Source organism: Microcoleus sp. K4-B3 (assembly GCF_036704615.1).
GTDB lineage: Bacteria > Cyanobacteriota > Cyanobacteriia > Cyanobacteriales > Microcoleaceae > Microcoleus.
This window is the reverse complement of sequence record NZ_JAUBSF010000097.1, coordinates 1-24,398: the sequence shown is the minus strand read 5'-3', so window position 1 is coordinate 24,398 and position 24,398 is coordinate 1. Positions and strand designations below refer to the sequence as shown.

Annotated in this window: 29 protein-coding genes; 16 read left to right on the top strand and 13 right to left on the bottom strand. The window is 46.2% G+C overall.

All coding sequences use genetic code 11. From position 1 onward, the window contains the following. Positions 1-279 precede the first annotated feature (279 nt). The 9 genes from QUA78_RS27445 to QUA78_RS27405 all read left to right on the top strand — a co-directional run bounded on the left by QUA78_RS27445 (position 280) and on the right by QUA78_RS27405 (position 7,731). The gene (locus QUA78_RS27445; protein ID WP_333306393.1) at positions 280-1,074 is read left to right on the top strand and encodes an SDR family oxidoreductase; all 795 of its coding nucleotides are present in this window, start codon (positions 280-282) and stop codon (positions 1,072-1,074) included. A gap of 163 nt (positions 1,075-1,237) precedes the next feature. Next, the gene (locus tag QUA78_RS27440) at positions 1,238-1,633 is read left to right on the top strand and encodes a hypothetical protein (protein WP_333306395.1); all 396 of its coding nucleotides are present in this window, start codon (positions 1,238-1,240) and stop codon (positions 1,631-1,633) included. After that, positions 1,630-2,844 (top strand): divalent metal cation transporter, encoded by a 1,215-nt coding sequence (locus QUA78_RS27435; protein WP_333306397.1) that lies wholly within the window; start codon positions 1,630-1,632, stop codon positions 2,842-2,844. Before QUA78_RS27440 ends, QUA78_RS27435 begins: the two co-directional genes overlap by 4 nt. A gap of 1 nt (position 2,845) precedes the next feature. After that, positions 2,846-3,205: a hypothetical protein gene (locus tag QUA78_RS27430; RefSeq protein WP_333306399.1), complete on the top strand. Its 360-nt coding sequence runs from the start codon at positions 2,846-2,848 to the stop codon at positions 3,203-3,205. Then, positions 3,205-3,546 (top strand): hypothetical protein, encoded by a 342-nt coding sequence (locus tag QUA78_RS27425; protein WP_333306401.1) that lies wholly within the window; start codon positions 3,205-3,207, stop codon positions 3,544-3,546. Before QUA78_RS27430 ends, QUA78_RS27425 begins: the two co-directional genes overlap by 1 nt. A gap of 755 nt (positions 3,547-4,301) precedes the next feature. Further along, positions 4,302-4,718, top strand: coding sequence for a VOC family protein (locus QUA78_RS27420; RefSeq protein WP_333306405.1), 417 nt, complete (start codon positions 4,302-4,304; stop codon positions 4,716-4,718). Positions 4,719-4,785: 67 nt separating this feature from the next. After that, positions 4,786-5,382 carry a Uma2 family endonuclease gene (locus QUA78_RS27415; RefSeq protein WP_333306407.1) on the top strand — a complete coding sequence of 199 codons (597 nt, stop codon included), beginning with the start codon at positions 4,786-4,788 and terminating at the stop codon, positions 5,380-5,382. 78 nt (positions 5,383-5,460) lie between these two features. Further along, positions 5,461-6,660 carry an FAD-dependent monooxygenase gene (locus QUA78_RS27410; protein ID WP_333306409.1) on the top strand — a complete coding sequence of 400 codons (1,200 nt, stop codon included), beginning with the start codon at positions 5,461-5,463 and terminating at the stop codon, positions 6,658-6,660. 255 nt (positions 6,661-6,915) lie between these two features. Then, positions 6,916-7,731 (top strand): alpha/beta hydrolase, encoded by an 816-nt coding sequence (locus tag QUA78_RS27405; RefSeq protein WP_333399131.1) that lies wholly within the window; start codon positions 6,916-6,918, stop codon positions 7,729-7,731. A 154-nt stretch (positions 7,732-7,885) separates the two neighbouring features. Here QUA78_RS27405 and QUA78_RS27400 read toward each other — a convergent pair whose 3' ends face one another. From QUA78_RS27400 to QUA78_RS27380, 5 genes are all read right to left on the bottom strand, one after another. Beyond that, positions 7,886-8,428, bottom strand: coding sequence for a hypothetical protein (locus QUA78_RS27400; protein WP_333399130.1), 543 nt, complete (start codon positions 8,426-8,428; stop codon positions 7,886-7,888). Further along, positions 8,425-8,922, bottom strand: coding sequence for a DUF4365 domain-containing protein (locus QUA78_RS27395; RefSeq protein WP_333399129.1), 498 nt, complete (start codon positions 8,920-8,922; stop codon positions 8,425-8,427). The genes QUA78_RS27400 and QUA78_RS27395 overlap by 4 nt, the downstream gene beginning before the upstream one ends. 55 nt (positions 8,923-8,977) lie before the next feature. Then, positions 8,978-9,721 (bottom strand): DUF4145 domain-containing protein, encoded by a 744-nt coding sequence (locus QUA78_RS27390; protein ID WP_333306617.1) that lies wholly within the window; start codon positions 9,719-9,721, stop codon positions 8,978-8,980. A gap of 233 nt (positions 9,722-9,954) precedes the next feature. Then, positions 9,955-10,119: a DUF1016 N-terminal domain-containing protein gene (locus QUA78_RS27385; RefSeq protein ID WP_333035763.1), complete on the bottom strand. Its 165-nt coding sequence runs from the start codon at positions 10,117-10,119 to the stop codon at positions 9,955-9,957. Between the two features lie 31 nt (positions 10,120-10,150). Then, positions 10,151-10,366: a hypothetical protein gene (locus QUA78_RS27380; protein WP_333306620.1), complete on the bottom strand. Its 216-nt coding sequence runs from the start codon at positions 10,364-10,366 to the stop codon at positions 10,151-10,153. 222 nt (positions 10,367-10,588) lie between these two features. Between QUA78_RS27380 and QUA78_RS27375 the strand changes: the two genes are divergently transcribed. The 3 genes from QUA78_RS27375 to QUA78_RS27365 all read left to right on the top strand — a co-directional run bounded on the left by QUA78_RS27375 (position 10,589) and on the right by QUA78_RS27365 (position 14,199). Then, positions 10,589-10,819, top strand: coding sequence for a hypothetical protein (locus QUA78_RS27375; RefSeq protein ID WP_333306621.1), 231 nt, complete (start codon positions 10,589-10,591; stop codon positions 10,817-10,819). Positions 10,820-10,915: 96 nt separating this feature from the next. After that, on the top strand, positions 10,916-13,699 hold the full coding sequence (locus QUA78_RS27370; protein ID WP_333306623.1) for a DUF3536 domain-containing protein: 2,784 nt from the start codon (positions 10,916-10,918) through the stop codon (positions 13,697-13,699). Between the two features lie 266 nt (positions 13,700-13,965). Further along, complete coding sequence (locus QUA78_RS27365; protein WP_333047607.1) at positions 13,966-14,199, top strand: ferredoxin-thioredoxin reductase variable chain; 234 nt, start codon at positions 13,966-13,968, stop codon at positions 14,197-14,199. Positions 14,200-14,475: 276 nt separating this feature from the next. On the opposite strand, the gene QUA78_RS27360 is transcribed toward QUA78_RS27365, so the two are convergent. The 4 genes from QUA78_RS27360 to QUA78_RS27345 all read right to left on the bottom strand — a co-directional run bounded on the left by QUA78_RS27360 (position 14,476) and on the right by QUA78_RS27345 (position 17,900). Beyond that, positions 14,476-14,709 (bottom strand): hypothetical protein, encoded by a 234-nt coding sequence (locus QUA78_RS27360; RefSeq protein ID WP_172186607.1) that lies wholly within the window; start codon positions 14,707-14,709, stop codon positions 14,476-14,478. Between the two features lie 280 nt (positions 14,710-14,989). Next, entirely contained in the window at positions 14,990-15,784 is a 795-nt protein-coding gene (locus QUA78_RS27355; protein WP_333399128.1) for a YdcF family protein, read from the bottom strand. Between the two features lie 137 nt (positions 15,785-15,921). Beyond that, entirely contained in the window at positions 15,922-16,248 is a 327-nt protein-coding gene (locus QUA78_RS27350) for a hypothetical protein (protein ID WP_333306699.1), read from the bottom strand. 86 nt (positions 16,249-16,334) lie between these two features. After that, positions 16,335-17,900, bottom strand: coding sequence for an AAA family ATPase (locus QUA78_RS27345; RefSeq protein WP_333306701.1), 1,566 nt, complete (start codon positions 17,898-17,900; stop codon positions 16,335-16,337). Positions 17,901-18,052: 152 nt separating this feature from the next. Here QUA78_RS27345 and QUA78_RS27340 point away from each other — a divergent pair, with 152 nt between their 5' ends. From QUA78_RS27340 to QUA78_RS27325, 4 genes are all read left to right on the top strand, one after another. Continuing rightward, positions 18,053-19,069, top strand: coding sequence for an adenosine kinase (locus QUA78_RS27340; protein WP_333306703.1), 1,017 nt, complete (start codon positions 18,053-18,055; stop codon positions 19,067-19,069). 135 nt (positions 19,070-19,204) lie between these two features. Next, entirely contained in the window at positions 19,205-19,855 is a 651-nt protein-coding gene (locus QUA78_RS27335) for a Uma2 family endonuclease (RefSeq protein WP_333306704.1), read from the top strand. Between the two features lie 121 nt (positions 19,856-19,976). Beyond that, a complete protein-coding gene (locus QUA78_RS27330; protein WP_333306706.1) occupies positions 19,977-20,228 on the top strand; it encodes a DUF2281 domain-containing protein in 252 nt (83 codons plus the stop codon). Then, on the top strand, positions 20,229-20,621 hold the full coding sequence (locus QUA78_RS27325; protein WP_333306708.1) for a type II toxin-antitoxin system VapC family toxin: 393 nt from the start codon (positions 20,229-20,231) through the stop codon (positions 20,619-20,621). It abuts the gene before it with no gap. Positions 20,622-20,754: 133 nt separating this feature from the next. Here the strand turns inward: QUA78_RS27325 and QUA78_RS27320 are convergent, their stop codons facing one another. The 4 genes from QUA78_RS27320 to QUA78_RS27305 all read right to left on the bottom strand — a co-directional run bounded on the left by QUA78_RS27320 (position 20,755) and on the right by QUA78_RS27305 (position 24,338). Continuing rightward, complete coding sequence (locus QUA78_RS27320) at positions 20,755-21,051, bottom strand: hypothetical protein (protein WP_333138225.1); 297 nt, start codon at positions 21,049-21,051, stop codon at positions 20,755-20,757. Continuing rightward, on the bottom strand, positions 21,051-21,461 hold the full coding sequence (locus QUA78_RS27315; protein ID WP_333399127.1) for a hypothetical protein: 411 nt from the start codon (positions 21,459-21,461) through the stop codon (positions 21,051-21,053). Before QUA78_RS27315 ends, QUA78_RS27320 begins: the two co-directional genes overlap by 1 nt. A 19-nt stretch (positions 21,462-21,480) precedes the next feature. Further along, positions 21,481-21,783 (bottom strand): hypothetical protein, encoded by a 303-nt coding sequence (locus tag QUA78_RS27310; RefSeq protein WP_333307176.1) that lies wholly within the window; start codon positions 21,781-21,783, stop codon positions 21,481-21,483. Between the two features lie 203 nt (positions 21,784-21,986). Then, a complete protein-coding gene (locus QUA78_RS27305; protein WP_333307178.1) occupies positions 21,987-24,338 on the bottom strand; it encodes a hypothetical protein in 2,352 nt (783 codons plus the stop codon). Positions 24,339-24,398: the final 60 nt, after the last annotated feature.

Here is a 24,398-nt window from a genome sequence, read left to right as displayed (position 1 = left end):
TCTGATAAAGAGTTATAAAGTTTCTTCATTTCTGACTCAAGTGAACTAGAATAAAACATAGATTTAAAGGTAAGGTAGGGTGGTAAAATAGAAAAATAATAAAGCAAGTTTCTCTCACTTTTGGTGAAAATTGCGCTCGAGGGCTGTTTTTTATTATATCCGAAAATACATCAAGTTATTTATTTTTCATTCCTAAAATAACTCTTAGACAACAAAAATGGAACTAAAACTATAAAGTCCGCCTCCGCCGACTAAAATACCTCTTAGAGAACAACAAAAATGGAACTAAAACTCTCTGGTAAAATTTCACTGGTAAGCGGCTCAACTGCCGGAATCGGGTTGGCAATTGCTACAGAACTCGCCAAAGAAGGTGCAACTGTTATCGTTAACGGACGGACTGAAGAGCGGGTAAAAAGGGCGATCGACCAAATCAAAGAAATTGCTCCAGATGCCAAACTTCAAGGTGTCGCTGCCGATTTGGGAACGGCAACGGGAGCCGGCGAATTATTTCACCAAGTCCCGGCAGTTGACATTCTGGTAAACAATCTGGGAATATACGGAGCGAAAGCATTTGAGGAAGTTGACGATGATGAATGGATGAATTTTATGGAAATCAATGTCATCAGCGGGGTGCGACTTTCTCGAAAATATCTACCATTAATGCTGACAAAGAATTGGGGGCGGATTATTTTCATCTCTAGCGAATCGGCGCTCAACATTCCAGCAGAAATGATTCACTACGGAGTTACGAAAACGGCGCAGCTTTCTCTCGCGCGCGGTTTGGCAGAGACTACTGTTGGCACCAATGTGACTGTTAATTCAGTGCTGCCGGGGCCGACGCGATCGGAAGGAGTAGAAGATTTCATTCAAGGATTGGCAGAAAACCAAAAGGTGACTCGCGAACAAGTGGAGAAAGAGTTCTTTGAAAAGACTCGCCCTTCTTCGCTGATTCAGCGTTTTGCCGAGACTTCGGAGGTGGGTGCACTTGTCGCATTTATTGCCAGTCCGGTATCATCTGCTATTAACGGAGCTGCTTTGCGAGTCGATGGCGGTGTTGTGCGATCGATCGTTTAGCCCGATTTGTAAGATGGCGATCGTAAATCCGTTAAGAACACCCTCTTTTCTAGGACTAAGGCCAATCTCCCTCAAGAGATAAATCTCTCTAAGGATGCTGTTAATTGCCGATTTGAAGCAGGAAAATATTAGTAAAACTGCTTAGAGGAGTCGATCGCCACCCATGAAAAAAGCTTTAATCGCCAGTCTGCTGCTGGTGCTAGCTGGCTGCAGTCCGTCGTCCTCCCATGATAAGTTGGTCAAAACCCTGAAAACGGTTCAATCTTGGACAGCGACCGCTCGTATGGTGGGAGAGACTTGGCAACAGGGTAGCATTCCCGACCTCTATGCTCAACAGACCTTGGAAAAGAGCCAGCAGGAAATTGCCAAGGAAACCAAAGATTTGACTGACTCTCCTGCTTTGCCAAGACAGATATACCAGTTACAGCAAACGCTTCAGCAGATGACAACGGCTGTGAAGCAGCACCGCAAAGCCGCGATCGCCACACCTCTGGTGCAGCTTGCAACTGAACAACAGCAGCTTGAAACATTGCTCAAAGCGCAGGGAGACCGGCCGTGAACAAGATTCGGGAAATTGCCTTGGGTATTGTCACCAGTATTGGCGGCTTCCTAGATGTGGGAGCGATCGCCACAGCCGCCGAAGCAGGCTCTAGCTTCGAGTTTCAGTTGATTTGGACGATCGTTCTAGGCACGATTTGTGTCATCGCTTTAGTCGAAATGTCAGGTCGCCTCGCGGCAGTCAGCAAACACACTTTGGCAGATGCCGTTCGCGAACGATTGGGCTTCAATTTCTTCATATTCCCGTTGATTGCTGAGGTCATCGTCGATTTTTTAGTGCTGGGTGCTGAAATTGGCGGCGTCTGTATTGCGCTGCAACTCGTAACAGGCATTAGCTTTCAATGGTGGGCGCTACCCGTTGCCTTTGCAATCTGGCTGTTTCTTTGGAAGGGAACTTTTAGCTTGATTGAAAACGGCATTTCCTTCCTAGGACTGATCACACTGGCGTTTGTGGTGGCAACCTTCAAGCTTCGTCCAGCATTACCTGCGGTTGCTGAAGGACTTTTGCCAACCATACCCCAACAAGACACCGCCCATTATCTGTTTATTGCCGTCAGCATCCTCGGCGCATTAATTAGTCCCTATTTGTTTTACTTCTACTCCTCTGGTGCGGTTGAAGATAAATGGGATCGCTCGCATCTCGGTGTAAATCGTGCAGTTGCTGGGCTAGGCATGGGGTTTGGTAGCGTCGTCTCGCTGGGAGTGCTGATTGTGGCGGCACAGGTATTGCACCCGCGAGGAATTCAAGTAGACAGTTACGAACAAGCAGCTTTGATGTTGACCCAACCTTTCGGATATTGGGGATTTGTGCTATTTGCTGCATCGCTGGGCGTTGCTTGTTTTGGAGCGGCTTTGGAAGTTAGCTTAGACACGGCTTATATTGTGGCGCAGGCCTTTGGTTGGAACTGGGGTGAAAGTTTGCATCCCAAAGATGCAGCCCGTTTCAGCTTTGTTTACACAGTGTTTGTATTTCTGGCATCACTGCTGATGGTGGTGGGAATCGATCCGTTGCAACTGACCTTATTTTCCATGGCATTGACTGCCGTAATTTTACCGGTGACGATTATCCCGTTCTTGGTCTTGATGAACGATCGCTCGTATGTGGGCGACCATTGCAACGGCTGGATCAGTAACAGTATCACCATTTTCACAATGGTTCTGGCTTTTGTGCTAGCGATCGTCGCCATTCCACTAGAAGTGCTTGGAGGTTGATATGGATGTAATTCGAGATGTCCTAGATAATCAGATTGTCGATCGCAACCAACGCAAGATGGGCAAGGTTGATGGCATTGTTGTAGAACTCGTAGAGGGACAGCCACCGCGACTGGCCTATCTTGAAACAGGAGTCACCACCTTAGCGCATCGAGTTCATCCCCGTTGCTCGCGTTGGGTTGCCGCGATTGCCAGCAAGTGGGGCGCTAAACACACCCAACCGTTTCGCATTGCTTGGTCCCAGGTGCGAAACATCGGCATTGATGTGGAAGTGGATCTCGATGCCGAACAAACTCCCGCATTAGCCTACGAAGTCTGGCTGCGCGATCGCGTGATTAAACACATTCCAGGAGGAAGTTGATGGCAAGTCGCGAACTACACTTAGAACTGCTGCTGGGTAAATGCGTATTTGATTCAACGGGCAATCGCGTTGGACGCATTGAAGAGGTGCGCGCCCAGCAGCAAGGCGACGATTGGGTAATTGTAGAATATCTGGTGGGCATACCGGCGATCCTGGAGCGTTTGTCTGCCTGGAATTTAGGCGCAGGTTTCCTGCATCTTTTGGGTGCCCGCAATCTGCATAAGGGATATCGTATTCCCTGGGAGCAACTCGATTTATTCGATCCAGAGCATCCCCGCTTAATTTGCACGATCGATGCGCTCAAAGAGATTTCCCAACAGTTAGAAAGAGATGCCAATTAGCCATAAATTTTTATGGTCAGTGTGGAGGCCTTGGCGATCGATTTGAGGTTCAGCCTGCAAGTTGTCGGTTAGACAGTGGTTTGAATGTTTTCTATGGCTGGGGAGGCATCAGCCCGATCGCCAGTCATAAGCTGTTGTGCATCTAATTTGACAGTCAATTTTTCTACAATTCTTGTGGGACGGGCATCCTGCCTGGAACGGGCAGGAGAGCGCGTCTCTTTATTAAATTTAGATGCGTAGCAGCTTAAGTTAAGTGACTTGAGCGCCAAAGTTTATAATAACTCTCTCTCGAAAATAAAAATACAAACTCATAGGTTTATATCAGATGTCTTTTTAATTCCGATATATTCCTTCTTGCTCGCGGATCAAGCCCGACCATTATTTCCGCTTTTTCTTCATCTGTTAAGTAGGTTTTTGACCCTTTATATGCTAATTTTATGCCCGCTAATCCTCTTTTTTTATACTTTCTTTGACTGGGAGCAATAAAACTTGTTGATCCTCCTAATCTCTATTTAATTGCTTGATAGTTCACCCTAATAATCTTAATCTAACCGCTTCTCCTCTCTTCCATTCTCTCACATCTCTATTGTTAGAAACAAACTCTTGTAACTCAGCCAGCTTTTCTTTTAGTTCCTGATTTTATTCAATTGACATCTCTTTACCTGTAAAAATAGGACTTTTATTTTCAGTCTATCACCCTTCCTTAAATTGTACAACTCATTTAGACGTGCTATATGACTGGAGCAACATAACATATGATTGATATCGGTATCACACACATCGCACTGCCCGTTTATGATGTCGATCGCAGTATTGAATTCTACTCCAAGTATGCTGGAATGCAAGCAGTTCACCGCCGCATCGATGCAGAAGCTGGTGTTGCTGTGGTCTGGCTTTGGGATCGCACTCGCCCTTTTGTAATTGTGCTAATTCAAACAGACTCCGTACATCTCGTTCTGTCTCCCTTTGCACACCTCGGAGTTGGCTGCAAAAGCCGCGAATATATGGACGATCTCTGCGACAAAGCACGTCAAGAAGGCGTATTGCTTGAGGAACCAAAAGATGCTGGATATCCGATCGGCTACTGGGCTTTTTTGCGAGACTCGGACGGTCACACGCTGGAACTATCCTACGGGCAAGAAATTGGATTTACAGTGGAGGATGCTACTTAAAGTTATAATAAACAAATCGCCCTCCAAACCCGATCGTTTCTCATCTGGAAATAGACTGGAGAACCAAATGACTGCAGCAATCATCGCACCACCCAGAAAAGAATCACCCCTTCTGTTTGAGGGACTCACTTGGAGAGAGTTCAAAGCAGTTGAGCAATTGTTAGACCGTCCAGGATATCGACTTTCTTTCCTGGATGGAATTCTGGAGATACGACGCATGCCTGGAGAACCCCACGAAACCGTTAAGAAGAGAATTGCCGCATTGGTGGAACTGTACCTGCTGATGGCGGGGTTTGACTTTACTCCAACTGGCTCAATGACGCTAGAAAGTGAAGGTGTAGCCGTTAAGCGAGAGGCGGATGAATCTTATAAACTTGCCCCTGGTCGTATGCTACCCGATCTGGCGATCGAGGTCGTGTTTTCCAGTGGTGGCATCAACCAACTGGAGGCATACAAGCGGCTGAAGATAAAGGAAGTGTGGTTCTGGGAAGATGGATTGTTAGAGGTTTATCACCTCCGGGGAGAGGGCAATACACTTTATTATGAAAAGGTTTCCAGTAGTGAGGAGGTGAAAGGGATCGATTTGGATTTGTTGTTGCGCTGCATCAATATGGTGAATCATGTTGATGCAGTTAAGACTTTTCAACAGGCCCTCCAAAAATAGCTGGGAATAGGGGATTGCGCCTCCTTTTACCACCTTTGTTGACATCTCAATATCCGCAAAAAGCAATGGGGAATGGCTATGACGCAAGTTGTAATTGTGGGATCGGGGCCAACTGGTGCGGCACTTGCCTTACTGCTGGTCAAACGAGGTATTGCTGTAACGTTGGTTGAGGCTGCAAAAGATGCCTACCGAGTGTTTCGCGGTGAAGGGTTAATGCCCAGCGGATTGGATGCGATCGCACAAATGGGCTTATCCACAATGCTAGAAGGTGTTCCACACCGACAAATTGATGCCTGGGAGTTTATTGTAGGCGATCGGCAACTATTTCGAGTTGATGAGCCAATGGGGTCAAATCGACCTTGTACGCTGGTATCGCAACCGCCCTTGCTAGAAACACTAATTTCAGAAGCTCAGTTGCATCCAGAGTTTGAATTTATCCCAGGTGTTCCCGTAAAAGATTTACTGTACAGCGACGATCGCATTGCGGGTGTAAAGCTAGGAGATGGGCGAGAGATTCCTGCTGCACTTGTGATTGGCACAGATGGTAGAAACTCGGTTGTACGACAACGTGCAGAATTAGAGTTAGTAAAACAGCAGAATAGTATAGATGTTCTGTGGTTTAAACTTGCGGCTCATCCTCGGTTTGTGGCGGATAATGTATTTTATTCCATCCTGAATGGCGGTAGCGGATTCAGTGTCTTTCATGGGGCAGAATCAGGAAAACTTCATCTGGCTTGGGTGCTATCGGCAGATGACAAAACGGATCGGAAACACACAGACTGGGCAGAAACTTTCGCATCGCGATCGCCTGCATGGATGGCAGAACATTTCCGCAACTGTGCGGATACGATCGAATCTCCGATGCGATTATCTGTTGTGGTTGGTCGCTGTCCGCGCTGGCATCGACCAGGAATCATACTTTTGGGGGATGCGGCACATCCGATGTCTCCGGTTCGCGCTCAAGGAATTAACATGGCGTTCCGCGATGTAATTGTTGCCGCCAATCACCTTGTACCTTTATTGAAAGCAGGGGCTAATTACGAGGATATTGACTTAGCATTATCGCGGATTCAGGCAGAACGGGAACCGGAAATTATTCGCGCCCAACAACTTCAAGCACAAGAAGCGTGGAAAGGCGAACAACTGCGAAAAAATGGATTATTGCGTTTATTGATGATGCAAACTGCTCCGTTTTTGGGTGAAAAAATTAAACAATTTTGGGTAAAAGGACAGTATGAATTGCGCCAAGGAGTAACAGAGGTAAAATTGGTTGTGTGAAAAGAGGAAATTGAAACCTGACTTACCCGTCCAAACCAAAGAAACCGGGTTTTTACCTTTTCTGCGATGCTCTAATATCAATTCCGGTTGTATCGGAATGATTAAACCACAGAGGGCACAGAGGACACAGAGAAAGAGAAGAGAGAGATGCATAATTCCGATGTTAACGGATTTGATATAACCGAGTATTTTTGCGAAAAATCCGGTTTCTGACTACCCGTGCGTCCAGGACTATAAAACTTAGGAGAAGTTTTTATGCGATCGACAACTCTCAAAGGACCGATCGGCACTATTCACATCATCGAAGCCAGCCCCCCTGACACCGCTGCGGAATCCAAGCCGCTGCCGGTGGTGTTCGTGCACGGTATGGCGGTTTCTGCGAGCATCTGGGAGGCGCAGCTTGCCCATGTCGCCCGTACCCGACGCGCGATCGCCCTTGACGTGCGGGGACACGGTGATTCCGCGCCGCCGGATGACGGGAACTACGCCCCCGCCTCCTGTGCAGCGGATGTTTTCGCCGTGATCGATGGGCTGGGACTCGATCGAGTGGCGATCGTCGGGCACAGTTTCGGTGCTTGTATTGCCCTCGCCACAGCAGCCAGCGCACCGCACCGCATCGCGCAGTTGATCCTGGCAGACCCACCTGGAGACTTTACCAAGGTGCCTGCAGACGTTTACGAGGCAAGGATCGTGCCCTTCCAGAGGGATCTGGAGACGGAGGATTGGCGGACTGCTGTGGAAACCAGCTTCAACGAGGCGCTGACAGGAAGCAGGGCCCATACGCGCGATCGGATTCTCGCTTGCTTGGCGGCGACTCCACAGGATTGCGTGTGTGGAATGTCTCGCGGGATGTTGCCCTTTGAAGCAGTTGATGCTCTCGATCGCTACCTAGCAGCCCCTGGAACACGAGCCCACGCCATTATTGCTCCCTCAAACACTTTTCCGTTCAGCCTCCACATCCTCCGTCCCACACTGACGACAACTACGATCCCCGATACTGGACACTGGCTGATGCTGGATGCGCCAGAGGCCTTTGCTAGGGAACTTGATATCTGTTTGGAAGGTGTTTAATATATAGCCTTTCTCAGTAGCATGAGGTGTTCTTGGGCATTGGGCATTGGGCATTGGGCATTGGGCATTGGGCATTGAGCATTGGGCATTGGGCATCGGAAGAGTACCTTACTTTCCTGAGAACCGCTATAGATTTCGACAAAATCTGTTAGTTTTACCACAATTCATCGAGGGTTAAGTTGTGGGGGTTTTTGAGGATGAAGGCGTTGTTGTCTTTGATTAAGTCACCGCTACAGAGAATCGGTAAGCGTTCTTGATAAGCTTTAATCGCCAGGATATAATCTTTGTCTGCGAGTGAAGTTTGAATTTTCCGCAATTTGTCAGATACCAGACCGAGGAGAGTAATTTCGCCACTTAACTTTTGGGTATTTGGGGTGTGAATTTGCATAACAATTCCCTGAATAGTCGTGTTTGGAATGCGGGTAAGTAGTTCGCTTAAAATTTCAATTTGAGAGCGATTTTCTGCGTTTTCTAGGGTTTGGATTGCCTCGCGGATGCGGGCTGCATAATCTCCCAGGTTTTCCCGGTTAGGTAGCAATATTTCAAATTTTTCTGCATCGGCTGTTGGTTTGTGCCAAAGTGTGGCATTATCTAAGAAAGGTTGGTCTTCATGCCAGCCGTGAGTTTGTAAGTAATTTCTCAGTTGATTTAGCTTGATTGTTTCGAGAGTTTGGCTATCTTTTACGGTGATTTTCATGGTTGAACTCCTTGGCTAATTCTCTCCATAATTGACTGAAGGGCGGCGACTGTAAATTGGTTGGTTCTGGGGATGGCGACGGTGACAGCGTTTGTGTTTTGTGTTTTTGGCTTTCCCCGCAGCGAGATCCAATATCCGCAGTTTCTGATGCAGAGTTCTGTTTCGGACTGGGTTAACCAGTCTTCCGGTGTTTCGGGGATTAAAACGACAACTAAAATTCGGGGAATGGCGAAGTCATCCATTCTTAAGTCGTCGTAGTTTTTGAGCTTGAGGGGGTAGCGGATGGAGTTATCGTCTTGGATATCTCTTGATGTAGATTTTAACTGCAATTCTAAGCGAGGTGCTCTAATGGGGCCTGTCCCGCCTTTCGCAGCTACTCCCCAGTCTACGCTGTCATCGTCTACGAATGGTTTGTAGAGGGAATAGCCGGCAACGGTAGTGACAGCTTGCAGGTAGATGTTGCTGAATTGTTCTTTTTGTTGGTTGATGTCCACTTTTTACGTAGCGATTATTCTTGTTAATCTATTTGGTAGGACATTATAGATAAATTCATATCATGTGGAGTGCCAAAAAATTATTAATTCCTTGAATCATCAGATCCACCTGGCTACGATTAAACTCATCAAAATTTCCGTGAGCTGCACTATTCCTAATATCAGCCCAAGCTCTAAGCTGCTTAGCTGTTAGTTCATTAAATACGTTATTTTTTTTCAAAGCCTCAATCAAAGGGGCGAGTGTTAGGGGTTTACCGTTATTATGGACTGTTGGTATGGACGGACTCTGCTTATCACAGAGAGTTCGTAGAGATTTTTCTAAAACAGCTCCAGCTAATACGGCTGCTGGTACATAGTCATATTTACCAGACTGACCCTCTGCTAACAACAGTTCTGCTTGACCCATATAATCTGCGACTATTGCAGCTTCTATCTCAAGTCCCAAATCTCCTAAAAAACCTTTTTGAAAGTCATCTTTCAATCCTTTTAATCGAGAAATGCGGGTATTCAATGTACTGGGAAAATTGGCAACTCTTTCTCTTTTTTCATCCAATAAGTTTCGATGAGCACTCCTTGGAGAAATGATTTGATCTAGTAACGATAAATAGTTTACATTCCACCCCTCTAGTTTTTGTTCATCTTCAAGTTCTTGTTGAGTTAGAGGTCTAATTACTTCATCCGAGGTGCCGAAGTGATGAGTTGGAATATCTTTAATAACTTTATAAATTCTTTCTCCTTCTTGTATAAGTTCATCAAACCGATCGAGATATTTGTTTAAAACGCTAGGCGGTAGTCTCATTACAATTATGCCTCAAATAAAAATCCGTATCTTTCACACGAAGCTTGCCCGAGAGAACCTTGCGGAGTAGGGTATCGCGAATGGCTCCAAGTCTGCGCGATTTTCGATAAGAGTTATCTTTACTTCGCACTCTCCGATTTTATCATTCCTCCTCAATTTCCACATCCACCGCTTCTAACTCAGCTTCCAACTGCTCAATCGTCGGCAAACATCCTTTCAGGAAAAGCTGTTTCTCAGTCAACAGCTAAATGGTCTATAACTTTTGCTCCCCATCCTCGCTGCTGTTGCCTATTTAAAATATTCCGTTCAATTAGCCAGTAAAGCAACACTAATTCACGATTAACAGAAAGTACGGCCCGCACTTGATATTGCACAATACCTTCCTTAAGTTCTCGCAAAAAATCATGATAATCTTCAGCAATTGACGAACTATCCGCCAGAACCCACCCTCTGCCGATTTTCCTGAATAATCCCCTCTAACTTGGCACTCTCGGCAAATTGCCTCTCCAACTTCGCCGTCAAATGCAGCATCTTCTCGTCCAAACCCTCCTCCTTCTCCTCCAATGCCTCCGCCCTCACATACCTCTCAGGAGTTAAAACATAACACTTACCGTTTTGCTTTTTTGTTGCCTTTTGACTCCGCACCAGTGTTACAACTCTTCTGGAAAGTACATTTGCAGCAAATCTGCCCCGCCCTAACCCAACCGGCCTAACTTCTCCAGAACTTAGGTAAAAAGCACCTAAAGTATGATGCGAAACTCGGGCAAAACTCTTACTCTATAAATCGATCGGGCATTAAACCGATATCCACAACCGCCAAGATTTATTGCCAAAAATTAAATCTTTCCGGCGAAAAGTTGCTATTTAATGAATAAGACTTTACAATCCAGCAAGATAAATGAAACTCTCAACGAGCAGCCCTGCCAGCACGAACCCGAAATGGGTCGCAAGTGCCAAAAAGCAGCAAAAGCTACCTTTTTTAAGTCTTTCAACAGCAAAGCATTGGCAAAAAAACCAGGGATCGACGGTTGGCATCTTGGAACGAATGCTTTGCTAGCAATACTACAAATGTATCAAAACTTATCTGCCAAAATTTAGCCCTAACAGATGCCTCGCTGCAACTCTTGCTGCGTAAGGTTTCAGTTTCTAATTAGGCTGGTTTTATTGTCTTTAACTACTTGAGGATTCGATCGCATGGTTTCGATTTCTAAAACTCAATCCGATGTGCTACCTTTGTCTTCACCAACCGTAACTGCTGCAACCCAAAGCAGTGCGGCTGCTGCAACTGGGGTGTGCGTGACGGTTCACGGTCACTTTTACCAGCCGCCCCGGGAAAACCCTTACCTGGACGCGATCGAACGCCAAGCCAGCGCCTCTCCAGCCCACGACTGGAACGAACGTATTAACAACGAGTGCTACCGCCCGAACGCCTTTGCCCGCATACTCAACGACCGCGGCGAAGTCGCGGGGATCGTCAACAACTACGAGTATCTCAGCTTCAACATCGGCCCGACCCTGATGAGCTGGCTCGAACGCTACGACACGGAAGTCTACCAGCGGATTCTGGAGGCCGATCGCAAAAGCTGTCAGCGTCTCAACGGTCACGGCAACGCGATCGCCCAAGTCTACAATCACATCATCATGCCCCTCGCTAACGAGCGAGACAAATACACCCAAATTCGCTGGGGGATCGCTGATTTTCGCTCTCGGTTCGATCGCGATCCCGAAGGAATGTGGCTCGCCGAAACCGCTGTAGACTACGCCACCCTCGAAGTTTTAGTCGCTGAAGGCATCCGCTTCATTGTCTTAGCCCCCTCCCAAGCCGAACGCTGCCGCCCGTTCATCGGGCAAAACGAACAAGGGGAACCAGCGGAAAATTCCGAATGGCACGAAGTCGGCGGCGGCCAAATCGATCCGACTCGCCCGTACCGCTGCTATTTGAAACCAGAAATGCGGTTGATGGCTGACCACCAACTCTCGCCACTGAGCACGCACCATTTTGGCCGCAGACACTTCCAAAATTCCGAAGCCCCACCTGCCAATACTCCCTACATTGATATCTTTTTCTACGACGGCCCGATCTCGCGAGATATGGGCTTCAATGACGTTCTCAGCAGCAGCCACCACTTGGCCGGGCGCTTGGGTCAAGCAGTACGGGGAGACCACCGACCGGCTCAATTAATCTGCGTGGCGACGGACGGCGAAACGTTCGGTCACCACAAAAACAGTACGGAAAAATGCCTCGCTTACGCCTTCACAGAAGAGTTTCCCCGCCGCGGCTGGACGGTGACGAATTTTGCTCATTATTTAAGTCAAAATCCGAGCGCTTGGGAAGTGGAACTCAAACCTGTGACGGCCTGGAGTTGCTCTCACGGGGTTGATCGCTGGCAAGATGATTGCGGCTGCGGTGGTGGCGGCGAGTGGAACCAAAAATGGCGCCGCCCTCTCCGGGATACTCTGAATTGGCTGCGCGATCGACTGATTCCGATTTACGAAGAAGCGGGGCGCAAGCTGTTGTGCGATCCCTGGAAAGCCAGAGATGAATATATTGAGGTCATCCGCGATCGATCGCCCGCTAAGGTTGACAGTTTCCTCGAACGCCATCAAGTGCACCCCCTCGATGCCTCCGAACAGGTGGACGCCCTGCGACTGCTGGAAATGCAGCGCCACACCCTGTTAATGTTCACTAGCTGCGGCTGGTTTTTTGAAGAAATCTCGCGGCCAGAAGGAGTGCAAATTCTGCGCTACGCGGCCCGGGCGCTGGAATTGGCGGGCGAAGTTACCGGCGTCCAGCTAGAAAAGGATTTTGTTGCTCAACTAGCCCTCGTACCCAGCAACGTTGACTATTTCACAACAGGGGCCGAAGTTTACCGCAAACTCGTGGTGACAGCCCAAATTAGTCTCAGACAGGTGGCCGCCCACTACGCGATCAGTTCTCTGTTTGCCAAATATCCTCGCGAACAGCGAGTTTACTGCTATCAGGCCCAGCAGCAAGATTTCCAAATTCAGCGCATGGGCTCGATGACTCTGGCTGTGGGTCAATTGCAGTTAACCTCGGAAATTACGCGGGAAACAGAGATTTTTGTGTTTGCTGCGTTCCACCTCGGCGGCTGGGACTTCCACTGCTGCATTCAGCCTTTTGGCAGCCGCCGATCGTACACTATGCTCAAAGAGCGGTTGTTTGGAGTTATGCAAGAAGCTTCGGCGGCCCACGCGATTCTGGAAATGGTGCGGCTGTTTGGGGATCAGTCCTTTAGCTTGCGGGATTTATTCGCTGAGGAACGTCACCGGATCGTGCAGTTGCTGAGTCAGGAAAATTTGACTCGGTTGGATCAGCTTTACACTCAGGTTTACCGCGAAAATTACGGGGTGATGATGGCGTTCCACCGAGACGAGTTGCCGGTGCCGGTAGAGTTGCAGGTGGCTGCTGAGGTGGCTTTGGGACACCGCTGTTTGACGGCGGCCAAGGCCCTGGAAGTGGAAACGGAGGACATGGAGTCGCTGTTGGCCGAAATTGAGGCGATCGCCACTGAAGCCGGCCATCTCCGCTGTCGGTTGAAGGTTCCCGAAGTCAAGCAAATTTTGGAAAAGCTGGTTTGGCGCTCGCTAGACGCCCTGCTGCAAGCAGGATCGGGCGCGGAGGAGCGCTCCCCTGTCAAGTTGGAAGCTGAGATCCGCACGATCGAGCGTGTGATTGCGGTGGGCGATCGCCTGAGTCTGGGTTTATGTTTGGACAAATCGCAGGAACTGTATTTCGATTCTCTGTACAGCCAAATTGTGCCTCTGTGCTTGGGCTGGCTGCAACGGCAAGCTGGCTCGGCGGGCGAAAGTGCGGTCTATCCCGTTGCCTTGGATATCGCCCGACCAGACGGCGGCTGGGAGTTGTCTTCGATCCGGCAGTTGCTGGAGTTGGGTCAAACTCTGGCCGTTGATGTTGAGTGTTGGTTGAAGCAGTTAAATCGCTCGCTTGTCGATTAGCTATAAAATCAATTCCCGCCCTTGAGAATCAGCCCGATCGACCTTTTAAAGCCGATCGGGCTTGCGGGATCTACCCAGAATCGATCGGCATTTCGGCGGACGTGGATCGCGGCTGGGGATCGAAGCACCGACAGGGAAGCGCCAACTTTGTTTAAGTTTTCGCTCTACTTATGTGGGAAGATAAAAAGACTGTCCCCAAAGCGTATAGGTGTTCTGCACTTGCAGGCTTTGTAGAGTTTTGAAGAAAGAACACTAAGTTTAAATTTATGAAAGTTGGCGATCGCGTTTGCATTAAAAACTCTGTTGTTGTCTACCACCACCCTCAAAATCGCAGTCAACCATTTGATATTAAGGGTATGGAAGGAGAAGTCGTGGCGATCGTTCACGAATGGCACGGCCGACCTGTCAGTGCTAATTGGCCGGTTCTAGTACAATTTGACAAAAAATTTCGAGCTCACCTGAAAGAGGATGAAGTCGAATTGATATCTTCGGAAGTCTAGCTGTCTCAGAAGTTGAAGCCGGAGCCGAAAGACAATATCAAATCCCGTCAGTCGATTTTAGATTTTAGATTGACTCCAAAGATCAATCTGCGACCTTGAATTAGGGTCTAAAATTTTGGGCGGCTAACGACTCCTGCCGGAAAGCAAGTATCCGTTTTCAGGCGCGGGTCATATAGCTGTTGTACAGTTTGTAGTGAGGACTTCAGTTTTTTCGGTCGCTTTTAGTCGATGGGGGGACTAAACTCCTTACTACCAACCCTCTTTTTTATTTAATCATTAATTTTTCGACCGTCCGCGGCTGAACCAACCGAAGATATTCAAATCTCCCTGCATTTTCTGCAATTCCTGCTGATGCTGCTTGGCTGTAGCGTAATACCACTGGCAGTGAAGTTCTAGTTCTTGACGGTACTTAATTTCGTCGTAAAACTCGCGGACAATTTGGTGTCTCTGAAAAATTTCGGCCGCGGGAGTCGGTTCTGGGGCAATGTTTTGCAACTCGTGGGGCAGCATGATTGTTTGGGGGCGAGTGTGGCTAATATTGGCTGTAATGACTTTAAGCTAACACACTAAATCATAGGATTTGAGATTTGAGATTTGAGATTTGAGATCGTATCCCTGGGATTCGGAATTTTATCTGAGGAATTTTTTTATGGGCGGGTTCGCCCAGATATTTGATAAGTATAGACAAATTATATAAACCCGCCCCGCCCCTATAATTGGGATACAACCGGATTTGATATTAGTTTAAATTCTTCAATCTAAAATCCAAAATTTAAAATCTAAAATTCTGTTAAAGCCATCCCCGCAGACGATAAACGATTAAGCCGATGTATTCTTTCAAAGCTTTAGTTGACTGGTTTAACTGATAGGTATCCGGCAATAAATCCAGTGCGACCGCTTGCCAATTCCTTTGGGATGCTGCGATATCCTGCTGGGTTATCTGGAAGTCGGTTGGTGCGGCAATTGCTTTTATTCCCTGACGCTGGAAAATTAAGAGCGATCGAGTCATGTGCATCGCCGATGTCACTAGCAAAACCGGCCCTTTGATGCCTTTAGCATCTAAGATTTTCCGCACGTTGACGGCATTTTGATAAGTGTTGTTTGAATCGGGGTCTTGCAGAATTGCTGATGCCGGTACACCCATTGTTTGGGCAATTTCTGCCATGTCTGCCGATTCGGGAGGCCCGCCGCCTTTCCAATTTACTCTACCGCCGCTGAGAATTAGCAGGGGAGCTTTGCCTTGACGGTAAAGTCGGGAACCGTAGATTATTCGATCGCCCGCTTCACCTAATTCTACCCAAGGACGGGGAGGTAAAGCTGCTTTGACACCGCCGCCCAAGACGATAATCGCTTCAGCTTGGGGGAGTTCGGCGGTTGGCAAGTTTTGCCATTCGAGCGATCGAACTAACGATTTTGAAACCCAACCGCTACTTCCAAGCAGTAAAATAATTAGAGCCGCAGCAATTGGCGCCGCCGCCCTTTTCGGACGCTTCCAAAGTGTGATTAAAGCCGCCATCATTAACAGGCAACTTAACCCCAAAGGATAAACAAACAGTGGCAGCAGTTTCGACAGAAATACGAACATTCTATTGGGAATTTGGCATTGGAAGTACGCTCGCGTAGCCGAAGTATTGGGTATTGGGCCGAAGGGCATTAGTGACTGTTAACTGTTAACTAATGACTAATGACTAATGACTAATGACTAATGACTAATGACTAAAGCTAGCGACGATCCTCTGGCCCTGACAACCAGCCAAAGAATGTAGCAGCTTCACGCCTAGAGGTTTTGTTATATTTATGGCCGTCCGTTTGCACTACTTCTTTATCGAGGATAGCATCCGAAGTTTTATCCTTGGAACTTATATTCGGGTTGAGTATTAGTTCGTTGTGCCACCAAGCGACAATTAAACCTGCCGCTACGCCGCCGATGACACCAAGGCCGAGACTCATCGGCAGCGTACATCCTACTAAGCGAAACCCAACGGTAAACAACACAAACCATATCAGCGCGGGGCTAAACCCCTTGGAGTCTCCGGTAAATTTTGGCATGAGCTGCGAGTTGTGTTTGTAATAACACTGAAAGATATTGATAATATTAGCAGACAATCAAATTGGCAAAGGCGATCGAGCTGCAACTACTCCCCACAAATCAAGTTTAATTGTACCTCTAAGTCTTGCGCGGTATCTACAATCTTTACAGAAATTTGCTCTAATTCTGTAAAAGGTTCAAAAGCTGCTTGCTGCGAACTCAATAGTTCGGCTGTCGCGTCGGCAATATCGCCCCTGCGATGTTGCAGCCGTTCTCGCAAGACTTCAATTGGTGCCGTGCAGTAAATGATTTGCAGGGGCAAGCCGTGGGATTGAGCCTGATTAATTGCATCCGTTCTCAAGTTTTGGCGATCGAACTTTGCATCTAAAATCACATCCCAACCTCGGTCAGCCAGAATTATCCCCAACTCTAACAATCTACCATAAGTCTGTGCGGTCATTTCATCCGAGTACAAATCTTGTCCGCCGCGTTCATTTAAAGAAATCCCGCCTAAATGTTTGCGAACAGCATCGGATCGAATATGAATTGCCCCAGTGCGGCGAGCCAAATAGCGAGCTGCTGTACTCTTGCCAGAACCAGACAAACCGGACATCAAAGTTAACTTTCCCCGGCGCGGTTGTGTGTATTGCCAAGCCAGTTTATAATAATGAGCGGCAGTCTGTGAAATATCTACTTTTTGGGCTGTTGAAATAGCGGCATCGTCCAACATTAACGAAGTTACTTTCGCTCTAACATAAGCTTGACGGCTCAAATACAGAGGCAACAGTTGCAGTCCTTCCCAATCCCCTGTTTGTTCGATGTAAGTATTGAGAAAAGCATTGCCCAAGTCTCTGCGCCCCCGCGATTCCAAATCCATTACTGTAAAAGCCACATCGTACATCACATCAACAAAGCGAAAATCCTCGTTAAATTCAATGCAGTCAAACAGCAAGATTTTATCTTGCCACAATGCTATATTCCGCAAGTGCAAATCTCCGTGACACTCGCGAATTTTATTATTAGCAATCCGCAGGTTAAATAACTCTTGATTTTCCGCAAAAAACGTATCAGTATAATCTTTAGTTTCCTGATATTGTCTCTCAGTCTGCGGCCCGCCGATAAATTTTTGCGAAATCAGGTAATTGTTCTCTATGGCTTTGCGAATCTGACTGACTTCGCCAAATCTGCGAATGTAGCTATTACTAATTGCCGTTCTGTGAAATTTGGCAACTTCCCGCCCTAAGTCTGCCATAATTTGCTGGGTCAACAGTCCGCGCTCCAACAAACTAAGCAACAGCGAATCTTGAGGAAACTCCCGCATTTTCAGCACATATTCTACAGCAATTTCGGCGGAATTTATAGCAGGTAAGTTGCTACCTAATTGGAACGAATTGCCACTTTGAATAATGGGCAAAACTTCTAAATAAATTTCCGGTGCAGTGCGTCGGTTCATCAGCAATTCTTGGGTGCAGAAATGCTGCCTTTTCTCCAAGGTTGAATAGTCGAAAAAGCCAAAATTGACTGGTTTCTTTATTTTGTAAGTATAATCTCCTGTCAGCAGGACAAAGGAAGCGTGAGTCTGAATTAGCTGCACTGGTTCTGTCACCCCGTGCGGGTAAAAGCCGGGCTGCAACATTTGCTGAATCAGAGGTGGGAGACAAGTATCAGTCATATTGATTTTAGATTTTGGATTTTAGATTTTGGATTTTGGATTAGATCGATTTGGGCTTGGGGATTTAGATAAAGATAACTTAAAGAAAATAGATGTTGAGTTGAAGTCGATTTATTATAAAGTTGATAATTAGTGTAAACCAAAAATTACTAATGACAGAAAACAATCAAGATTCCCGCTCTGTGGATGTGTTTGGCGTGGGAAATGCCCTTGTAGACATCCTAGCATTGGTAGAAGATGAATTTGTACTCGGCCACGGGCTGAATCGCGGCGGGATGACGCTGATGAATTCGGAAACGCAGGGGGGGATTTTGCACGATTTAGAGCACAATTCGCTGCAAATGCGATCGGGGGGTTCGGCGGCAAATACGATGATTGGTTTGGCTCAGAGTGGCGGTAAAGCGTATTATTCGGGGAAGGTTGCTAAGGATACTAACGGGGAATTTTACCGGCAAGATTTGCTGGCGGCGGGGATTGATTTTAACGTGCATCCTGCTGAGTCGTCGCAGGAGCCCACGGGTACTTGTGTTGTGCTGACTACGCCGGATGCAGAACGCACGATGTGTACTAATCTGGGGGTTTCTACTACTCTGGCTGCGACTGATATTGATGTCGATCGCCTGGCTCACTGCAAGTACAGTTATGTTGAGGGCTATCTTTGGGATGCTCCCGATCCGAGAAAGGCTAGCATTGAGACGATGGAACAGTCTAAGCGTCTGGGTGTGAAGGTGGCTTTTACTTTTTCGGATGGCTTTTTAGTCGATCGATTTGCTGATGATTTTCACAAGGTGGTTTCGGAATACTGCGATGTAATTTTTTGCAATTCTGATGAAGTTCGGAGCTTTTTTAAGGAGGAATCTCTGGAAGAGTGCGCTCGGAAAATGAGCGAGATTTCGGATTTGGCTTTTATCACTAATGGGGAAAAAGGCTGCATGGTGGTGGAGAACAAACAGATTGTTGATGTGGCTGGATTTCCGGTAAAGGCGATCGATACTGTGGGTGCTGGGGATGCTTTTGCGGGCGGTGTTTTGTTTGGAATTACTAACGGTTTGAGTGCGGCGAAAGCAGCGCGCTGGGGCAATTATTTGGCTTCTTTGGTGGTGCAGATTCACGGGCCGCGTCTGGAGGGTTCTCAGGCTCATCTTTTGAGTGAGGTAATTTCTGGTTAGGAATTGAAAGGGGCGATCGCACTTTTTTGATTAAGGGCGATCGCTCTTTTTTGAACCGATCCATTGTGCCACAGTGGATGCAGATGAGAGAAGGGCGTGTTAAAATCAATAAAAGCTTAACTAATCGTACCTCAGATGGTAACAACCACATTGACTCCTCCTCAACAAAGTAGCGAGGAAAAACTAATTACTTTGACAGGCATTAAATGGCTAACATTTAAAGCGATAATGTCTGATGTCGCCGACAGTAGAGCGTGGAGAATTGCTTATGCTGAAGGAGTTTTAGAAATTAGAATGCCACTTACAGAACATGAAGAGCCCAAGGGCATGATCGAAAGCTTTGTAGAAGCTTTCGCAGACGCACTAGATATCGAGGTGAGAAAGCTAGGTGATCTTACTCTGGAACGGGAAGATTTAACTCGTGCTATTGAACCGGATAGCTGCTTCTACGTTCAAAATGAATCGGTAGTTAGAGGTAAAAGTATCAATTTACCCGCCGATCCGCCACCGGATTTGGTAGTCGAATCAGACTACACGAGTTCTTCTTTGAATAAGTTCTCAATTTATGCTTCTCTGGGGGTTCCTGAAATCTGGAGATATCGCAATCAATGTCTTCAAGTGTATCAATTGGTTGAGGGTAATTACGAAGAGAGGGAGAACAGTTTGGCTTTTCCGTTTTTGCCGATCGCCGAAATTCCGGGTTTGATAGAACAAAGTAAAAGTATTGGACAAAGGGCGGCTGTGCGTTTATTTCGGGACAGGGTTAGGGAAGTTTTGGCGCAGTGAGTTTTGGAAAGAGTAGGAATGGGCGATCGCACTTTTTTGCACCGCAGATGAACACTGACATGAAAAGACCGATCGCTATTGCTAAAATAAAATTTAACGACAGTTTATTTATCACCAGATTATGACTATCATTGAACAGATTTACGCGATCGTCAAAACCCTTCCCGAAAACCAAGCTAGCGAAATTCTCACTTTCGCTGAGTTTATTCGTGCCAAATACCTGAAGGAGAACCAATCCACCGACACAGTAGATTCTTTAACTCCTTGGACAGAATTGGTTGATTCCCTAGCTGGAACATGGGCAGAAGACTTTCCTACTCTGGAAGAGATTCGTGCCGAGTCGGCGGAAGACATCTTGCGCGAGAGCTTTTAGATGTACATTTTGGATACAAATACATTAATTTACTACTTCAAAGGACAAGGACAAGTTGCCCAAAACCTTGCCAATGTATCTCCTCAAGAAATTGGCATTTCCGCGATCGTCCTGTTTGAGTTGCAAGTGGGTATTGCTAAATCTACTTCGCCTGCAAAACGTACCCAACAACGTCAGCAACTTTTGAGCCGAGTTAACCTTGTTCCTTTCGATCGCGATTGTGCTCTTGCTGCTGCCACAATCCGCGCTCAATTGGAGGAACAAGGTACTCCCATCGGCCCAATTGATGTTTTGATTGCAGGGACAGCCACTTCGCTTCAAGCAACTCTTGTTACCCACAATGTTAAGGAGTTTTCGAGAGTTTTTGGACTTGCGATCACAGACTGGTATTGAATGTGTGGCATCAAGTGTGGCTTGTTCTTGCTCAATGATCCGACAGTAAATCCAGCATAACAGACGGGCGATCGCACTTTTGGTCGTAAGGGCGATCGTACTTTTTTGAACCACAGACGAGCGCTGGTTTTTGTCAATTTTGCAGAATGTATTGACTGATAATATTTTTGAGTTCTTGAGGAGCTTCTTTGGCAATCGCCGCTCCTAAATCTGGACGCACAACCCACCACCAAACCAGTTGTTCTAAACGATCGGGAGGATTTTCATTAGGACACAATTCGATCGTACTTTCATTGACACCAATAATGTTAGCACAAAGGTCATTAGCAATGCTAACACGAGCGTCTAGATTTTCAAACTGTACGATGTCTTGCCAGCTAATTTCATTGGGAATAGAATTGAGGATTGATTGGATATCTAGAGTCAGCATTAAACTGTTCCTCCGAAAGCTATAATAACTCTAATGCCAAAGTTTTGTTGTTCTGCAAAAGATTGAGTGCTGAGCCACCCTCTCACGGTTAGAGTATTCGTACCTGTTAATTCAGGTTGGACGGAGTTGTAGAAATTGGTAATTTCCTGATGAATTGACCCAGTACCGTGTTCTAGCCGGACGAGATTGCCTGTATTGTGTATTGCTTCTGCCCCGAATCTCTGTAAATTTGATGTTGTTTGCCCAACTATATGATGCCACGCTAACCCCGCTCCTGCCACCCCGATCGTTCTTTTAAATTCACCAAAAGTTTGAAAGCCTTGTCCGGGTGTTATGGGTGAGATGACTGTCCTTGATGCTAGTTCTCTAGCTAGTCGTCTCGCTATTTCTCGTCGAGTTTCGTCTGTCATTTATGCGAGTTAGCTTTCACTACTTTAATTGAATTTTACGATCGTTTATCACGCTTAAATCCCGATCGGCATATTCCGAAAAGTCACCCAAATCGTGTACTTCACCTTTAGCTGCTTGCGCGAGGCCGCACTTAACGGCGGCTAATACTTGGGGGTTTTGCCACAACCACTGCTCGCGATCGGGTATGTTGGCTATTGGATCTAATAAAATTTGTCCGGCTTCGTTGACGAGAACGCGATATTCTGTTGATTTGGGTTCGAGGTTTAAACTGAGGTGTCCTTGTGGATCTGTGCTGATTAAGTTTTTCAGAATCCAAAACATATCTTTCAGCTATTAAAAAGTTAGGTAAAACTCTCTAGGGTAGAGTTTTACTCAATTATAACAAATTAGATGTTGTTTGTCTGTTCTGATTTTAAGGGCGATTCCCTACGGGATAGCTCCGCACGCGCGTACTTTTTGTCGTAAGGGCGATCGATCTTTTTTGAACCGCAGATGAAGGCGGATGGATGAGGATGATGAATCCTTCAAATAAAGGTCAATTGATCTTTATTGAATGAGCCATCCAAAATCGCGAAGTATGTATCCTGTTTGAACAGTGTATATAAGTCTAAATCATTCTTTTTGCCCCATAACAGAGTCTTGTTATCGTCAATTTTTACGACTTCTAGATCGTCTTTAGTTAAGCCATTCAGCTTAATTTTAGTAACACCCCGCACATCACCAGTCGAAATAGAACCTAACTTACCTGTACGAAAGTTGGTAATCATATCAGCTCCATCACGACTTGTACTACCATCATCAAGTCCAAAGACTAAGGTATCATTGCCATTTCCACAATCAATGATGTCCTTGCCTTTTCCACCAATTAAAATGTCATCACCACCTTCTCCCAGGAGAGAGTCATTTCCATCACCACCATCCAAATAATCAGTCCAGTTACCACCACCACCCCATAGGGTATCGTTACCTTCTTCACCGATAAGAGTATCTTTACCATCGTTGCCTTCTAAACTATCGTTACCCTTACCTCCTTTAACTGTGTCGTCTCCTCTTGCACCAAAGATAGTGTCGTTATCATCGCCACTATCAATGACATCGTTGTCTTTTTCACCATTGATGAAATCCTTGCCTAAACCGCCAAAGATAGTGTCATTTCCCCGTTCTCCTCTGATGTAGTCATCTCCCTCACCACCATCCAGGCTATCGGCTGAAGCATCACCACCCCCCCATAGAGTATCGTTACCTTCTTCACCGATGAGAGTGTCTTTACCATCGTTGCCTTCTAAGCTATCGTTGCCTTTACCTCCAATAACTCTGTCCTCTCCTGTCGCACCAAAGATAGTGTCGTTATCATCGCCACCATCAATGAAATCGTTGTTTTGTTCACCATTGATGAAATCCTTGCCTTGATTGCCAAAGATAGTGTCATTTCCCTTTTGTCCTCTGATGTAGTCATCTCCTTCACCCCCTACAAGACTATCGGCTGAATCATCACCACCACCCCATAGGGTATCGTTACCTTCTTCACCGATGAGAGTGTCTTTACCATCGTTGCCTTCTAAACTGTCGTTACCCTTACCTCCAATAACTGTGTCGTCTCCTGTTGCACCAAAGATAGTGTCGTTATCATCGCCACCATCAATAAAATCGTTGTCTTGTTCAGCATTGATGAAATCGTTGCCTGAACCGCCGTAGAGGGTATCATTTCCTGAGCCGCTGAATATTTCATCATTTCCCGAGTCACCATATAACTTATCCTTGCCAAAGCCATTAAATGTAGCGTTTTCCGTAATACCCAAAAGAGAGTTTCTGTCAAATATACCGGCATCTAAGTTATCACCCCCAGTGCTGCCATAAGCTATATCGTCATTCTGAAGATTAGCATCTTTAAGAAACAATAATTTTGGTTCTGTATTGGGATCGTTATTGTTGAAATTTTGAAACTTAAAAAATTCGTTTTTGTAAGCCGTAGCTACAAGTATTGCTTCATTTCCTCCGTATGTATTTTTTTTCCACTCTTTGTGTTCGCCAACACCTAGCTTGAAAAGTGAGCTAATCTCACCAGGAGTTTTGAGCATATTTCTGTACAGATAGACAATGTTACCATGACTATCAGTCGCAAGAAAATCCTCAGTACCATTCGGCCTTTTAAAATCTATGTAAATAGACTCGTTAGCACTTGTAGCATAATCAGATGATCCAGTTCCATCAGTTGAAGCAACATCACCCCAAAATGCCCTAGAAAATTTAGAGACAGAACCAAACTCAATCGGGTTCTGACTGCCAGCCTGATCGGCATCTAAATCATATAAACCAGATTGCGGCAGGTTGCCACCTAAAAGAGCTGCTGGATCTAGGGCAATCAGACTGTTGACGCGCTGTTCTTGATCAATATTTGGATTTTGACGATATTGAGGATCTGATTCTTGCTCGGGTTCTGTGTTTGAGAGAATAAATCCAATTTCAGATGCGACATAACTTCCCAAACTGTGTCCAATAAGGTTCAAGTTTTTACTATCTATTTTCCAATCATTTTTGAGTTTTTCAACTGCAAATTTAGCAACATCGTGAATCCATCCTGCCGATCGAGCGGGCAACAATAAGTTGTTAGCAGCCTCACTCCAATCTAGAACTATTACTTGTTTCTTTTGATCGTTAATTGTTTTTGCCAAGGCAGCCATCTTCCCTCGATCTAGAGTAGTATCTGCATTCCCATGAATTACGACATATGTCTCTACATTTTTTACCGAGGTAGTTGGAAATTCATCTGGTTTTTCGTCATTATCTGTATCTTGAAAAAGACTGATTGTAACTTTCTTTTCAACTTTCTTACTATCGATAGTATTGTCAATTTGTCCTGATAAGCTGTTTCGCATTTAAATTGTGATAATAGCATTTCCTTTGTTTTTAAGTTTCCGTCCCCATTTGATAACCAA

What these genes read in the sequence shown, in the direction of transcription:
- QUA78_RS27445 (WP_333306393.1), top strand. Translation starts at nt 280, where the DNA reads ATGGAACTAAAACTCTCTGGTAAAATTTCACTGGTAAGCGGCTCAACT.
- QUA78_RS27440 (WP_333306395.1), top strand. Translation starts at nt 1,238, where the DNA reads ATGAAAAAAGCTTTAATCGCCAGTCTGCTGCTGGTGCTAGCTGGCTGC.
- QUA78_RS27430 (WP_333306399.1), top strand. Translation starts at nt 2,846, where the DNA reads ATGGATGTAATTCGAGATGTCCTAGATAATCAGATTGTCGATCGCAAC.
- QUA78_RS27425 (WP_333306401.1), top strand. Translation starts at nt 3,205, where the DNA reads ATGGCAAGTCGCGAACTACACTTAGAACTGCTGCTGGGTAAATGCGTA.
- QUA78_RS27420 (WP_333306405.1), top strand. Translation starts at nt 4,302, where the DNA reads ATGATTGATATCGGTATCACACACATCGCACTGCCCGTTTATGATGTC.
- QUA78_RS27415 (WP_333306407.1), top strand. Translation starts at nt 4,786, where the DNA reads ATGACTGCAGCAATCATCGCACCACCCAGAAAAGAATCACCCCTTCTG.
- QUA78_RS27410 (WP_333306409.1), top strand. Translation starts at nt 5,461, where the DNA reads ATGACGCAAGTTGTAATTGTGGGATCGGGGCCAACTGGTGCGGCACTT.
- QUA78_RS27405 (WP_333399131.1), top strand. Translation starts at nt 6,916, where the DNA reads ATGCGATCGACAACTCTCAAAGGACCGATCGGCACTATTCACATCATC.
- QUA78_RS27400 (WP_333399130.1), bottom strand. Translation starts at nt 8,428, where the DNA reads ATGAAAATCACCGTAAAAGATAGCCAAACTCTCGAAACAATCAAGCTA.
- QUA78_RS27390 (WP_333306617.1), bottom strand. Translation starts at nt 9,721, where the DNA reads ATGAGACTACCGCCTAGCGTTTTAAACAAATATCTCGATCGGTTTGAT.
- QUA78_RS27375 (WP_333306621.1), top strand. Translation starts at nt 10,589, where the DNA reads ATGAATAAGACTTTACAATCCAGCAAGATAAATGAAACTCTCAACGAG.
- QUA78_RS27370 (WP_333306623.1), top strand. Translation starts at nt 10,916, where the DNA reads ATGGTTTCGATTTCTAAAACTCAATCCGATGTGCTACCTTTGTCTTCA.
- QUA78_RS27365 (WP_333047607.1), top strand. Translation starts at nt 13,966, where the DNA reads ATGAAAGTTGGCGATCGCGTTTGCATTAAAAACTCTGTTGTTGTCTAC.
- QUA78_RS27360 (WP_172186607.1), bottom strand. Translation starts at nt 14,709, where the DNA reads ATGCTGCCCCACGAGTTGCAAAACATTGCCCCAGAACCGACTCCCGCG.
- QUA78_RS27355 (WP_333399128.1), bottom strand. Translation starts at nt 15,784, where the DNA reads ATGTTCGTATTTCTGTCGAAACTGCTGCCACTGTTTGTTTATCCTTTG.
- QUA78_RS27350 (WP_333306699.1), bottom strand. Translation starts at nt 16,248, where the DNA reads ATGCCAAAATTTACCGGAGACTCCAAGGGGTTTAGCCCCGCGCTGATA.
- QUA78_RS27345 (WP_333306701.1), bottom strand. Translation starts at nt 17,900, where the DNA reads ATGACTGATACTTGTCTCCCACCTCTGATTCAGCAAATGTTGCAGCCC.
- QUA78_RS27340 (WP_333306703.1), top strand. Translation starts at nt 18,053, where the DNA reads ATGACAGAAAACAATCAAGATTCCCGCTCTGTGGATGTGTTTGGCGTG.
- QUA78_RS27335 (WP_333306704.1), top strand. Translation starts at nt 19,205, where the DNA reads ATGGTAACAACCACATTGACTCCTCCTCAACAAAGTAGCGAGGAAAAA.
- QUA78_RS27330 (WP_333306706.1), top strand. Translation starts at nt 19,977, where the DNA reads ATGACTATCATTGAACAGATTTACGCGATCGTCAAAACCCTTCCCGAA.
- QUA78_RS27325 (WP_333306708.1), top strand. Translation starts at nt 20,229, where the DNA reads ATGTACATTTTGGATACAAATACATTAATTTACTACTTCAAAGGACAA.
- QUA78_RS27320 (WP_333138225.1), bottom strand. Translation starts at nt 21,051, where the DNA reads ATGCTGACTCTAGATATCCAATCAATCCTCAATTCTATTCCCAATGAA.
- QUA78_RS27315 (WP_333399127.1), bottom strand. Translation starts at nt 21,461, where the DNA reads ATGACAGACGAAACTCGACGAGAAATAGCGAGACGACTAGCTAGAGAA.
- QUA78_RS27310 (WP_333307176.1), bottom strand. Translation starts at nt 21,783, where the DNA reads ATGTTTTGGATTCTGAAAAACTTAATCAGCACAGATCCACAAGGACAC.
- QUA78_RS27305 (WP_333307178.1), bottom strand. Translation starts at nt 24,338, where the DNA reads ATGCGAAACAGCTTATCAGGACAAATTGACAATACTATCGATAGTAAG.